Raw genomic sequence first — 12,618 nt, forward strand, 5'->3', positions numbered from 1 at the left:
GCATGGTAACATGTGTAGCTGACCAATACTAACGGTTCGAGGGTTTGACCTAAAATAAGGTTAACTTGAAAAGATTATGTTTAGTTTTAAAAGTATATGCATAAATAAAAATTTAAAGCATATACTGTAAGAGTAACCAATTAATTAATAGGTCTCTTACACAAATATTCCTCGATAGCTCAGCGGCAGAGCATTCGGCTGTTAACCGAAGGGTCGTAGGTTCGAACCCTACTCGGGGAGTTTATAAGGCCCATTGGTCAAGCGGTTAAGACACCGCCCTTTCACGGCGGTAACAGGAGTTCGATTCTCCTATGGGTCATTTTTGGTGACGATGCGACTTAGGGAAACACCCGTTCCCATACCGAACACGTAGGTTAAGACTAAGTCGGCTGATGGTACTTGGCTGGAGACGGCCCGGGAGAGTAAGTGGTTGCCAAATTCATATGGCGGCATAGCCAAGTGGTAAGGCAGAGGTCTGCAACACCTTCATCACCAGTTCAAATCTGGTTGCCGCCTTTTAAAAACAGCTTAGATAATATCTAAGCTGTTTTTTTGTATGTAGAAAATTATATTACCTAGATATTTAAAAATGGCCGTATTATAATCGATAGATAGAATTTGAAAGAAGATATAATTGGAATAGAGACCAACAGATGGAAGAGAAGGTAAATGGAGTACATTAGGGGCAGGTATAGAAGCTATAGCAGGGATTATGACGATAGTTATTATATATAAGATAATGTTTTCTCAATATAATTTAATAGCCATCAAAAGGCTGTTGAAGGTTAAGATAGAATGGAAATAAGTAATCACAAAACCTATGATTGTTTCAATAGGTATGGGTGTAATGAGTTTCTTCCTATATAAAAGGTTTATAAGGGTTACACATAGTGTGATAAAATGGACATGAATTAGAGTACCAGTAGCAGTTTTAATTTATAGTATTGGATGCATATTAACTAAGACAGTTACATTACATGATATTCAATATATTCCACTAGTTAATAAATATATAAAGAAATTCAAAGATAGGAATGTAAAAGATAATATATCGAAAATTTCTTTTTTCCATTATCAAAGGATTTAATTTATAATTCTTGAAAAATCATGTATAATAAGAATTAAAAATGGTAATTAATCAAAGGAGGGTAAAGAAGTGAACTATCAAGTTGGAGATGTAGTGCAGATGAAGAAGCCGCACCCTTGTGGGACTAATGCCTGGGAAGTCCTAAGAGTGGGGGCGGACTTCAAACTGCGCTGCCAACAATGCCAACATATTATTATGTTACCACGTGACAAGTTTGAAAAAAATGTAAAAAAAGTTTTAAAACATGCAGATTCTGAAGCTTAAAAGCAACATTATCCAGCATGTTTTTCATTAAAAAGCTTGTATTCATTACCTGTTTATGATAAGATAGTAAACTGTAATGTAATCCTTGCTCTACACAAGATGTAGGGCCAAAGTCCAAAAGGAGGTGCCAAGATGAAAAACTACGAATTATCACTAGTATTTATCTCAACTTTAAGTGAAGAAGAAAAAGTAGCTAACCTTGAAAAAGTGAAAGAATTAATCGCTCGTTTCGGTGGTGAAGTTACTAACGTTGATGATTGGGGCAAAAGAAAACTTGCTTATGAAATCAACAAACAAAAAGAAGGTTTCTACTACTTCATTCAATTCAATGCTGAGACATCAACTCCAGCAGAACTTGAAAGCAGACTTCGTATCACAGAAACTGTTCTTCGTTACTTAATCGTACGTCTTGACGAAAAATAATAATAACCGTAAGAAGGAGGTTATGATATGAATAAAGTTATCCTAATGGGACGTTTAACACGTGATCCAGAAGTACGTTATTCACAATCTGCCAATCCAGTTGCAGTTGCAAGATATGGACTAGCTGTTAGAAAACAATTTGCAAAACAGGGAGAACCAGATGTGGACTTCTTTAATATAGTTGCTTTTGGGAAAGCCGGAGAATTTGCAGAAAAGTTCTTTAGAAAAGGACAAATGGTTGCAGTCGTAGGTAGACTCCAAACTAATAGTTGGGAAGACCAACAAAGAGTGAAACATACATCAATTGAGATTGTTGTAGAAGAGCAACATTTTGCAGAAAGTAAATCTTCAGCCGAATCAAGAGGTGTTATGACAAATAGCCCACTTGAAAGTATGTCCCCTGCCTCAACTAATCCTTCAACTGGTCCAGTAGATGGTTTTATGCCAACTACTATGGAAGAAGACGACGATTTACCATTCTAAATCACTTAAAAGGAGGGAAAATACCATGGCAATGCAAAAAAGACGTAACCGTAGAAGACGTAAAGTTAATCAATTTGCAGGTGATAACATCAAAAAAATCAACTACAAAGATATTAACACACTTAAAAAGTTTATCTCTGAAAGAGGTAAAATTCTTCCTAGAAGAATTACAGGTAACTCTGCTAAAGCACAACGCAAACTTACAGTTGCTATCAAACGTGCAAGACATATAGCACTTTTACCATACACTCAAGACTAATTAAGAATTATTAAATTCAATTCAGCACTATATAGAGAGACAAATAAGCGCACACACAATATGCACACGCACTGCTTTTAGCAGTGCTTTTTTTTATATATAAGGTGGTAGGGAGGTGCCTATAGTGGGGGACTATATATAATCTCTAAATTATGATATAATAGAGAGGACTCATTGAGGAGGATTAAAAAGCTATGAATCAAGATATAAGACAGTATGTAAAGTTATTGATGATAAGCCTTTTATATATTGCATTAGGGATTATAGGCATATATTCTAGTACACTTATCTTTTTAGTACCTTTATTAATGGCCCCTATGGCTATCTATTTAATGAGTAGCAAAAGAAACTATACAAGAGATATAATAATGCATATGGTGATTAGTATACTTATTTTTGGTATGACTATGCGATTTGATGAGGCATTATTATATCTGATTAGTGTGGCGATCCCTGCGCATATATTAGTAGCATGTTATAGAAAACAGTATTCTGTACCTCATGTTGCTATGTATACAGGCATAGGGACAGTTGGGTTATTCTATATTTATATTATAGCCATGAAGTATTTACAAATCGATTATATAGCAATGTATAATGCCTTGTTAGACGCCTTTAAAGTAGAATATATCAAAATGATAGAAGAAATGAGTCAGATGACTAATATGTCTGAACAAATGGCAGTGCAAATCAAGGTTATTAAAGAGCAACTTCCAAAGATTATTTCTTTATTTAAATACACCTATCCTGCCATGTTATTAGAAGCAGGTATTGTTATAGGGTTATTAAGTACAGCAATCATTACTCTAATTGGAAGAATGAAAAAGTGGCGTATGGCATCTCTTACACAACTTGTAAATTTTAAGTTTTCTAAATGGATGGCAGGGCTATTTTTAATTGCAGGATTTATTATTCAATTTAGTTCAGGAGGAAATGACTCACTTACAGCACTTGGCATTAATCTTTACTATTTTATAAGCTATTTATTACAGCTTATAGGGATTGTAGCGCTGATTATGATTATTAGAAAAAGTAAATGGAGCTCAGGCCTTAAAGTGATCAGTATTGTACTCAGTTTAATGATGTTTTGGACTACACCATTCATAATGATGATTATTGGACTTGGAGATACTTTATTTAATTTTAGAAAAGTTGATATTATTGTTTAGCTAGGGAAGGTAGGAACTATGAGTACAAAGAAAAAAAATCCATTAGGTTATATGGCCTATATAATACGCTTTGCTCAGGTGTGTTTTGTATTTGGAATAATACAAGGGATAATAGGGATTTACTTTAACACCTTTTTTGGTATTTTTGAAGCTTTAATTTTTGTAGGTATGCTTGCATATAGTTTTATGTTAGAAAAACGTTTAAAGTCGCATATGCAAGCTGAAATATTAGATCAAGTTAATGCTTTAGGTAAAATCAAAAAAGATATGTTTATAGATTCGCCTATTCCTATTGTTGTTATTGATAAAATTGGAACCATTGTATGGAGTAATGAATCTTTCAGAAGTATATTAGATGAGGAAGAAGATATAGATAAGAATATACGTGCTATATTTCCAGATTTTCAAATGGAGAACTTACCAAAAGAAACAGAGCTCTATGAGCGAGATATCTTAAAAAACGAGCAGCATTATCATATGATCTGTAATAAAGTTATAGATGTAGAAAATGCTTCTAACTTCCAATATGTATTATACTTTATTGATACAACAACTCAAAAAGAGTTAGAAGAACAAGTTAAGAAGCAAAGGTGCATGGTAGGTTATATCTATATTGATAATTACGAAGAGATTATGCAAAGCATAGAAGAAGTTAGAAGACCTATGTTAGGAGCTATCATTGATAGAAAGATTAATATATGGTTTAAAAATAATGATGTAGCAGTTTGTAAATTTGATAGAGATCGTTATATGATTTTCTTTACTCAAGAAAATCTAGAAAAGATGCAAAATCGTAAATTTGATATTTTAGATGAGCTTAGACATATTCAGGTAGGTAATGATTTACCTGTTACTGTAAGCATTGGTATAGGGCGTAATTTTGACTCCCTTATTGGTTCTAAAGAAGACGCTAGAGCTGCTTTTGACCTTGCATTAGGTCGTGGTGGGGATCAAGCGATTATTAAGAAAAATGATAAATATACGTTTTATGGTGGTAAAACTAAAGAGGTTGAGAAGAGTACACGTGTAAAAGTAAGAATTAAAGCTTATGCTTTTAAAGAGCTATTACATGAGGCTGATAAAGTTCTTATTATGGGGCATCAGAATATTGATATGGACTGTTTAGGGGCGGCTATGGGTGTTTATAGAGCTGCTACCATTATGGGTAAGAAAGCCCATATTATTTTACAGGACTCTACCTTTGCAGTACAGGAACTTTATAATAGAATTATAGAATTGCCAGAGTATCAAGATTTATTTATTTCACAAGAAAGAGCAGACCAAGAACTTACTAAACAGACATTAGTTGTCCTTGTAGATGTTCATAGAAAGAGTTATTTAGAGTACCCAGCGCTTTTAGATAAGACAGATAATATAGTTGTATTTGATCACCATAGATTAAGTACAGATTACATTGAGAATGCAGTACTTACTTATATTGAACCGTTTATCTCTTCAACAAGTGAAATGATTTCAGAGATTCTTATCTATCTTGCAGATAAAGTAAAACTTACTCAGATAGAAGCAGATGCACTTCTTGCAGGAATTACAGTAGATACTAAAAACTTTGCTTTTAAAGCAGGGGTAAGGACTTTTGAGGCGGCAGCCTTCCTCAGAAGGGCTGGTGCAGATAGCACAAGGGTACGTATGTTATTTCAAAATGATATGGAAACGTATAAGATTAAAGCAACAACGATTAAAGATGCTGAAATATGGGATGAAGATATTGCTGTGGCTGTTGTAACTAACAATCATATGCATTCTAATATTATAGCAGCTCAAATTGCTGATGAACTGCTTACTATTAAGGGTATACAGACTACATTTGTTATTACAGTTAATGGCCCTGATTTACAAGTTAGTGCAAGAGCTCTAGGTGATATGAATGTTCAACGTATTATGGAGATGCTAGGTGGAGGTGGGCATAAGAATATTGCAGGTGCCCAGCTTAAAGATACAACAGTTGAAGATATGAAAGTAAAACTTAGAGAAGCAATTAATGATTATAAACAGGAAGGTGAATAGAATGAAAGTTATTTTAACACAAGATGTAAAAAAAGTAGGTAAAAAAGGTGATGTTTTAGAAGTTAAAGATGGATATGCTAGAAATGCCCTTTTCCCAAAAGGTTTAGCAGTAGAAGCGAATGCAGTTAATCTTAATCAAAGAAAAGTAGAGCAACGTTCTGAAGATAAGAAAAAACAACAAGAATTAGATGCAGCTAATGAAACAAAAGCATTAATTCATGAGAAAAAAGTAAGCATTCCTATTAAAACAGGTGAAGGCGGACGCGTATTTGGTTCTGTAACAACAAAAGAGATTGCAGAAAGTATTCAAGTTGCTTTTGGTGTTAAAGTAGATAAGAAAAAAATCAATCTTGCTCAGCCTATTAAAGCAGTAGGAACAAAAACAGTAGAGGTTAAACTACATCCAAAAGTAACAGCAGAAGTTACTGTTTGCACAGTTGAATCAAAATAATTCATAATAAGGAAGAGGGGAACGTCTATGGATGAGTCACAAATAATGCGTATTCCTCCACATAATATTGAAGCAGAGCAATCCGTAATCGGCGCCATTATTATGGATCATGAAGCACTTATAGTAGCTACTGAAACTTTAAAGCCAAAGGATTTTTATAGACCGGATCATCAAGAAATTTATAGTGCTATTATGGAGCTTTATACTTCTAATAGTCCTGTAGACCTTGTTACGATTCAAAATAGGTTATCTGAAAAAGGGGTTTTAGAACAGGTTGGTGGCATTAGCTATTTAGCAGAGCTTGCAACCATCGTTCCAACTTCTGCACATATTAAGGAATATGCAAAGATTGTACAAGAGAAATCAATGCTTAGAAAGCTTATTAAAGCCAGTCAAGATATTAGTGCAAAAAGCTATGAAGGCGAAGAGGGACTTCATGATATTATGGGATTTGCAGAAAAGCAAATTTTTGATATTACTCAAAATGTCCAGACAGAAGATTTCTCACATATTAATGAAATTGTTGTTACTTCTATTGATAAAATAGAACAGGCACATATTACAAAAGGCGGTATTACAGGTGTACCTACTGGGTTTATTGACTTAGACTATAAAACAGCAGGGATGCAACCTTCTGACCTCATTCTAGTTGCTGCTAGGCCTTCTATGGGCAAGACAGCTTTCTCATTGAACATTATTCAAACTGCAGCTATAAAGCATAAGAAAAAAGTAGCTGTATTCAGTCTGGAAATGGCAAAAGACCAGCTCGTAAACCGTATGCTATGCGCAGAAGCATTAGTAGATGCACAGAAAGTACGTACAGGTAACTTAGAGCCAGAAGATTGGGATCGTATTGCTATGGCTATCCCTAATCTAAGTGCTGCAGATGTCTTTATAGATGATACACCTGGTATCTCTGTTATGGAAATGCGTGCTAAGTGTCGTAGGCTGAAACTTGAAAAAGGACTTGATCTTATTATGATTGACTACTTGCAGCTTATGACAGGTAGTTCAAAATCAGATTCAAGGCAGCAGGAAATCTCAGAGATTTCACGTTCTTTAAAAGCACTTGCTAGAGAGATGCAGGCACCTGTAATTGCTTTATCACAGCTCTCTCGTGCGTGTGAAGCCCGTGCAGACCATAGACCTATGTTATCAGACCTTAGGGAATCTGGAGCTATCGAGCAGGATGCTGACGTTGTTATGTTCTTATACAGAGATGAGTATTATCACCCAGATTCAGATAAGAAGAACATTGGTGAAGTTATTATTGCAAAACAAAGAAATGGTCCAACAGGTACAGTAGAACTGGTATGGCTTGGACAATATACAAAATTCGTTAATAAAGATAGAGAATAGTAAAAGAGGTATGAACATGAGTCATACCTCTTTTTATGTTATGAGTGTCCTATTAGATACGAGATAAGTAATTATAGTATATCGGTTCTATAAATGACTATGCTTTGGCTAAGGTACTATGGATTTCTGCAAAGATATCTTCTACATGCTCAATGTGAGTAGCTTTATAAGCATTACTGCCGCAGAATAGCAGTGCATTCTCTGTATCACCATTAACGGCATGAATAAGGGCACTGGAAATACAATAAGGAATATCTGTCACACCACACTTATGAAGACAGTGGAAGAAGCAAGCTTTATTGCCACGGGGGTTAGTGATAAAATCATTTAAAATGGCACGTCCTGGCATACCTACAGGACTTTTAATAATACCTATGCTATCTTCTGTAGAGTGAATATAAGCTTCTTTAAAGGCTAAATCGGCATCACATTCATGAGTTGTTACAAAGCGTGTTGCCATTTGTACGCCATCGGCACCTTCTTTTAGTGCGCATGCCACATCTTTACCAGTATAAATACCACCAGCAGCAATAACAGGAATAGATTTATTATATTTTTGACCATATTCTAGGGCTACAGCCTTAACTTCTTTAACAAGATCCATAAGTACAGGAGGATTATCAAGTACATCAGCATGGAAACCTAAATGACCGCCAGCAAGAGGGCCTTCTACTACAATAGCATCAGGTGTACATTGGTACTTCCTATCCCAGTGCTTACAGATGATATTAGCAGCCTTACCAGAAGATACAATAGGGACGATTTGAGTACTAGAACCTTTTGTATAAAGTGGGAGATCTAAAGGAAGCCCTGCACCTGAAATAATAAGATCAATTTTAGATTCTACAGCCTTTTTTACATATTCACCATAGTGTTTCATGGCAACCATTAAATTAACGCCAATAATACCTTCTGGTGCTTTTAAACGTGCTTTATGAATTTCATCTGCAAGAGCACGTAAATTTGCTTCAAGTGTATTCTTAATAAAGTCTTTTTCTCTATAACCAATTTGTGCGCCTGAAATGATTCCTATACCACCACATTTTGCTACACTTCCAGCTAATGAACTTAAAGATACGCCTACTCCCATACCACCTTGGATAACTGGGAATTTTGGTCTTAAATGACCTATAATAAGTTTTGATATTGACATATAACACCTCGTGGAATAAGTTTTGATTAACAAATAATTTGATTTTCAAACTATATAATTATTATAAAGAGACTATAAAAAGATGTTGTGAAGAGAATAAATAATATTATTGAAAGTATGGAAAAATATGGTATAATTGAGGAAAAGGGTTTTTATACAAAAGATAGGGGGCAAATCAGTGAACGAAAAAGTTTATACGATTAAAGAAGTGGCCACTATTTTAGATATTGAAGCTTATGTTCTAAGATATTATGAGAAAGAACTAGAGCTTCAAATACATAGAAATAGCCAAGGGCATCGTATCTATACGCAAAAAGATATTACAATACTACAGCAGATTAAAGAGTTGAGAGAACAGGGATTAGAGCTTAAGGGCATACGTAACGTCATACATACATTAGATCAGGAAGGATTAGAATCACTTACACAAGTAAGTGCTACAAATGCTAAGGTTATTCCATTAGTAGGAGAGGACATAGATATTGGAGATAAAGATGATCAGAAAGTAAAGCAGTTTACGATGATTATCAAAGAAATGCTTAAACAAACCTTAGTAGAGTATGGAGAAGAAAACAAGAGGCAGCTGCATGAGGAATTGACACAAGAAATGGATATTATGATGGATAAGAAACTATCAGAATTAGAGGTAAGTCAGCAACAAAAGAATGAAGAGTATTATAAGAAGATGGATGAAACCATGCGAGAGATGCAGAAAATGCGAAAAGAGATTGCTTTATTAGAACAAAATACACAGAAACCATCTTTATGGAAGAAATTATTTAAAGACAAAAATAAAACAGAAGAAATAGAAGAAAAGAGCATGTAGGGGCAGCTACATGCTCTTTTTATATTTTAAAGGAATTGTGATTTATGCATAAATCGGTAAGTTATATTTCTTAAAAATCTCTTTAACTTCTTCAACTTCTGATTTAGAAGGTTGTTCAGTATCGAAGAGAGAATACTCATAACCGAGTTGTTCCCATTTGAACTCGCCCATTTTATGGAATGGAAGTAAATCTACTCTCTGTACGTTTGGAAGAGTAGTTAAAAACTGTGCTAAGTCTTCAATATCTTTTTTATCATCCGTTAAGCCTGGAACATAAACATAACGAATCCATACTGGAATATTACGTTCTTTTAGATGTTTAGCAAATGCTAATGTTGGATCTAAAGGAACACCTGTTAAATCTTTAAATACAGTAGGATTATAAGACTTAATATCAAGTAAAACTAGGTCAGTATAATCAAGAACAGGGTCAGCTTTTTCAATGCTAACAAAACCTGAAGTATCAAGACAGGTATGAATGCCTTCTTCTTTGCATTTTATAAACATATCTTTGACAAAGTCAGGTTGAAGAAGAGGTTCTCCACCACTTATAGTGAGACCGCCACCTGAGCAAGTCATAAATGATTTATATTTTCTGATATCTTGAATAAGAGTGTTGGTATCTTCTTCTCTCCCATCATTCATTTTCCAAGTATCTGGATTGTGACAGTATTTACAACGCAGGGGGCAACCTTGTGTAAATAAGATGTAACGAATCCCAGGCCCGTCTACAGTACCGCAGGTTTCTACTGAGTGAATTCTACCTATCATGCCTTATACCTCCTGTAATGTAATGGTTAAGAGGATACACACTTATCCTCTTAACCTCATAAAGATTTAATAAATTAGAATTTTTCGTGGAATGTTCTATTGATAACGTCTAATTGTTGTTCTCTTGTAAGACGAATGAAGTTTACAGCGTATCCAGAAACACGGATTGTAAGCTGTGGATATTTTTCTGGGTGATCCATAGCATCAAGTAATGTTTCACGGTCAAATACGTTGATGTTTAAGTGGTGACCATCTTGTACGAAATAACCATCTAACATACCTACAAGGTTGCTGATACGTTCATCTGCTGATTTACCAAGAGCACCTGGAACGATTGAGAATGTGTATGAGATACCATCTTCAGCGTGTTGGTATGGAAGTTTAGCAACTGATGCAAGAGATGCGATAGCACCTTTTGTATCTCTACCATGCATTGGGTTAGCACCTGGTGCAAATGGTTCGCCAGCTTTACGTCCGTCTGGAGTGTTACCTGTTTTCTTACCATATACTACGTTTGATGTGATTGTTAAGATAGACATAGTTGGGTAAGAGTTTCTGTATGTTTTATGTTTTCTAATTTTGTTCATGAATGTTTCTGTTAATTTAACAGCAATTTGGTCAACTCTATCATCGTTGTTACCGTATGCTGGGTATTCACCTTCGATATCGTAGTCAACTACAAGACCATCTTCATTTCTGATTGGTTTAACTTTAGCATATTTAATAGCTGATAATGAGTCAGCTGCTACTGAAAGACCAGCGATACCTGTTGCGAAAGTACGAAGGATTTCTTTATCATGAAGAGCCATTTCGAGTTTTTCGTAGCAGTATTTATCATGCATGTAGTGGATGATATTTAATGCATTTACGTATGTTTCAGCTAACCAATCCATCATTGTATCGTATTTAGCCCAAACGTCATCGAAGTCAAGGTATTCTGTAGTAACAGGAGCAAATTGTGGAGCAACTTGTTCACCTGATTTTTCATCTTTACCACCGTTGATAGCGTAAAGTAATGCTTTAGCAAGGTTAGCACGAGCACCGAAGAATTGCATTTGTTTACCAATTCTCATTGCAGATACGCAACATGCGATACCGTAGTCATCACCCCAGTAAGCTCTCATAAGATCATCGTTTTCGTATTGGATTGAGCTTGTTTGGATAGAAACTTTAGCACAGAAGTCTTTGAATCCTTGTGGGAAGTTTTTAGACCAAAGTACTGTTAAGTTTGGTTCTGGAGCTGGTCCTAAGTTGATTAATGTGTGAAGTACACGGAAGCTGTTTTTAGTAACAAGTGTACGTCCATCAAGTCCCATACCACCGATTGATTCTGTTACCCATGTTGGGTCTCCTGAGAATAAATCATTGTATGCTGGAGTACGAAGGAAACGTACCATACGTAATTTCATTACGAAGTGGTCCATTAATTCTTGAGCTTCTTCTTCTGTGATGATACCAGCTTTAAGGTCTCTTTCCATGTAGATATCAAGGAATGTAGATGTACGACCAAGTGACATAGCAGCACCATCTTGTTCTTTAATAGCACCAAGGTATGCAAAGTATGTCCATTGAACAGCTTCTTTAGCTGTTTGAGCTGGAGCAGAGATATCGAAACCATAGTTTGCAGCCATTACTTTAAGTTCTTTTAAAGCGCCGATTTGTTCTGTGATTTCTTCACGAAGTCTGATAATATCTTCTGTCATGCTTGGAACTTCAAGTGTAAGTTTTTGAGCTTCTTTATCAGCGATTAATCTATCTACACCGTATAATGCAACACGACGATAGTCACCGATGATACGACCACGGCCATAAGCATCTGGAAGACCTGTGATAACACCTGAGTGTCTAGCTTTTTTGATATCTGTTGTATATGCAGAGAATACACCATCGTTATGTGTTTTACGGTATTTAGTAAAGATTTCTTGTGTTTCTTTATCTAATTCATATCCGTATGCTTCAAGAGCATTTTTTACAGTACGCATACCACCGTTTGGCATGATATTTCTTTTTAAAGGTGCATCTGATTGGAAACCTACGATTTGTTCTAAATCTTTATCTAAGTAGCCAGGACCGTGAGAAGTAATTGTTGAAGGAATTTTTGTTTCAACATCTAAGATTCCTTTTTCACGTTCTTTTTTCATAAGTTCAGCTACTTCAGCCCATAATTTAGTTGTTCTTTCAGTAGCTCCTGCTAAGAAAGAATCATCTCCTTCATATGGTGTGTAGTTCTTTTGGATGAAGTCACGTACATTAACTTCTTTTTGCCAATCGCCTGCTATAAAACCATTCCATTGTTCAAACATCTTAAGGTCAACTCCTTTTATTTTTAAAATCATCTTATTATCCAA

General features: G+C 35.2%; 12 protein-coding genes, 3 tRNA genes and 1 rRNA gene. 13 read left to right on the forward strand and 3 right to left on the reverse strand.

All coding sequences use genetic code 11. From position 1 onward, the window contains the following. Window positions 1–168: 168 nt before the first annotated feature. The 12 genes from ACLTBU_RS10705 to dnaB all read left to right on the forward strand — a co-directional run bounded on the left by ACLTBU_RS10705 (window position 169) and on the right by dnaB (window position 7,520). Window positions 169–240, forward strand: a tRNA-Asn gene (locus tag ACLTBU_RS10705). 7 nt (window positions 241–247) lie between these two features. Continuing rightward, window positions 248–319: transfer RNA gene (locus tag ACLTBU_RS10710), tRNA-Glu, on the forward strand. Between the two features lie 2 nt (window positions 320–321). Continuing rightward, window positions 322–439 (forward strand): 5S ribosomal RNA (gene rrf, locus ACLTBU_RS10715). A 6-nt stretch (window positions 440–445) separates the two neighbouring features. After that, a tRNA-Cys gene (locus ACLTBU_RS10720) sits at window positions 446–516 on the forward strand. A gap of 640 nt (window positions 517–1,156) precedes the next feature. Further along, entirely contained in the window at window positions 1,157–1,351 is a 195-nt protein-coding gene (locus ACLTBU_RS10725; RefSeq protein WP_177670366.1) for a DUF951 domain-containing protein, read from the forward strand. A 132-nt stretch (window positions 1,352–1,483) separates the two neighbouring features. Beyond that, window positions 1,484–1,774, forward strand: coding sequence for a 30S ribosomal protein S6 (gene rpsF, locus ACLTBU_RS10730; RefSeq protein ID WP_177670364.1), 291 nt, complete (start codon window positions 1,484–1,486; stop codon window positions 1,772–1,774). A 27-nt stretch (window positions 1,775–1,801) separates the two neighbouring features. Next, window positions 1,802–2,257 (forward strand): single-stranded DNA-binding protein, encoded by a 456-nt coding sequence (locus tag ACLTBU_RS10735; protein WP_249331518.1) that lies wholly within the window; start codon window positions 1,802–1,804, stop codon window positions 2,255–2,257. Between the two features lie 25 nt (window positions 2,258–2,282). After that, on the forward strand, window positions 2,283–2,516 hold the full coding sequence (gene rpsR, locus ACLTBU_RS10740) for a 30S ribosomal protein S18 (protein WP_177670360.1): 234 nt from the start codon (window positions 2,283–2,285) through the stop codon (window positions 2,514–2,516). A gap of 194 nt (window positions 2,517–2,710) precedes the next feature. Further along, window positions 2,711–3,685 (forward strand): DUF2232 domain-containing protein, encoded by a 975-nt coding sequence (locus ACLTBU_RS10745; RefSeq protein WP_177670358.1) that lies wholly within the window; start codon window positions 2,711–2,713, stop codon window positions 3,683–3,685. A gap of 18 nt (window positions 3,686–3,703) precedes the next feature. Beyond that, on the forward strand, window positions 3,704–5,710 hold the full coding sequence (locus ACLTBU_RS10750; RefSeq protein ID WP_177670356.1) for a DHH family phosphoesterase: 2,007 nt from the start codon (window positions 3,704–3,706) through the stop codon (window positions 5,708–5,710). A gap of 1 nt (window position 5,711) precedes the next feature. Continuing rightward, window positions 5,712–6,161 carry a 50S ribosomal protein L9 gene (gene rplI / locus ACLTBU_RS10755; RefSeq protein ID WP_249331520.1) on the forward strand — a complete coding sequence of 150 codons (450 nt, stop codon included), beginning with the start codon at window positions 5,712–5,714 and terminating at the stop codon, window positions 6,159–6,161. A gap of 27 nt (window positions 6,162–6,188) precedes the next feature. Then, a complete protein-coding gene (dnaB, locus tag ACLTBU_RS10760; RefSeq protein WP_177670352.1) occupies window positions 6,189–7,520 on the forward strand; it encodes a replicative DNA helicase in 1,332 nt (443 codons plus the stop codon). Between the two features lie 97 nt (window positions 7,521–7,617). On the opposite strand, the gene ACLTBU_RS10765 is transcribed toward dnaB, so the two are convergent. Continuing rightward, window positions 7,618–8,673, reverse strand: coding sequence for an NAD(P)H-dependent flavin oxidoreductase (locus ACLTBU_RS10765; RefSeq protein WP_249331521.1), 1,056 nt, complete (start codon window positions 8,671–8,673; stop codon window positions 7,618–7,620). Between the two features lie 178 nt (window positions 8,674–8,851). Between ACLTBU_RS10765 and ACLTBU_RS10770 the strand changes: the two genes are divergently transcribed. Further along, complete coding sequence (locus ACLTBU_RS10770; protein WP_177670348.1) at window positions 8,852–9,499, forward strand: helix-turn-helix domain-containing protein; 648 nt, start codon at window positions 8,852–8,854, stop codon at window positions 9,497–9,499. A gap of 42 nt (window positions 9,500–9,541) precedes the next feature. Here the strand turns inward: ACLTBU_RS10770 and pflA are convergent, their stop codons facing one another. Together pflA and pflB are read right to left on the reverse strand one after the other, a co-directional pair. Continuing rightward, window positions 9,542–10,270 carry a pyruvate formate-lyase-activating protein gene (gene pflA, locus ACLTBU_RS10775; protein ID WP_177670346.1) on the reverse strand — a complete coding sequence of 243 codons (729 nt, stop codon included), beginning with the start codon at window positions 10,268–10,270 and terminating at the stop codon, window positions 9,542–9,544. Window positions 10,271–10,344: 74 nt separating this feature from the next. Then, window positions 10,345–12,573, reverse strand: coding sequence for a formate C-acetyltransferase (gene pflB, locus ACLTBU_RS10780; RefSeq protein WP_177670345.1), 2,229 nt, complete (start codon window positions 12,571–12,573; stop codon window positions 10,345–10,347). Window positions 12,574–12,618: the final 45 nt, after the last annotated feature.

The sequence above is a fragment of the Zhenhengia sp. genome (assembly GCF_046966505.1).
GTDB lineage: Bacteria > Bacillota > Clostridia > Lachnospirales > Cellulosilyticaceae > Zhenhengia > Zhenhengia yiwuensis.

Coding starts and splice junctions, on each gene's coding strand:
- rpsF (WP_177670364.1), top strand. CDS start 1,484: ATGAAAAACTACGAATTATCACTAGTATTTATCTCAACTTTAAGTGAA.
- ACLTBU_RS10735 (WP_249331518.1), top strand. CDS start 1,802: ATGAATAAAGTTATCCTAATGGGACGTTTAACACGTGATCCAGAAGTA.
- rpsR (WP_177670360.1), top strand. CDS start 2,283: ATGGCAATGCAAAAAAGACGTAACCGTAGAAGACGTAAAGTTAATCAA.
- ACLTBU_RS10745 (WP_177670358.1), top strand. CDS start 2,711: ATGAATCAAGATATAAGACAGTATGTAAAGTTATTGATGATAAGCCTT.
- ACLTBU_RS10750 (WP_177670356.1), top strand. CDS start 3,704: ATGAGTACAAAGAAAAAAAATCCATTAGGTTATATGGCCTATATAATA.
- rplI (WP_249331520.1), top strand. CDS start 5,712: ATGAAAGTTATTTTAACACAAGATGTAAAAAAAGTAGGTAAAAAAGGT.
- dnaB (WP_177670352.1), top strand. CDS start 6,189: ATGGATGAGTCACAAATAATGCGTATTCCTCCACATAATATTGAAGCA.
- ACLTBU_RS10765 (WP_249331521.1), bottom strand. CDS start 8,673: ATGTCAATATCAAAACTTATTATAGGTCATTTAAGACCAAAATTCCCA.
- pflA (WP_177670346.1), bottom strand. CDS start 10,270: ATGATAGGTAGAATTCACTCAGTAGAAACCTGCGGTACTGTAGACGGG.
- pflB (WP_177670345.1), bottom strand. CDS start 12,573: ATGTTTGAACAATGGAATGGTTTTATAGCAGGCGATTGGCAAAAAGAA.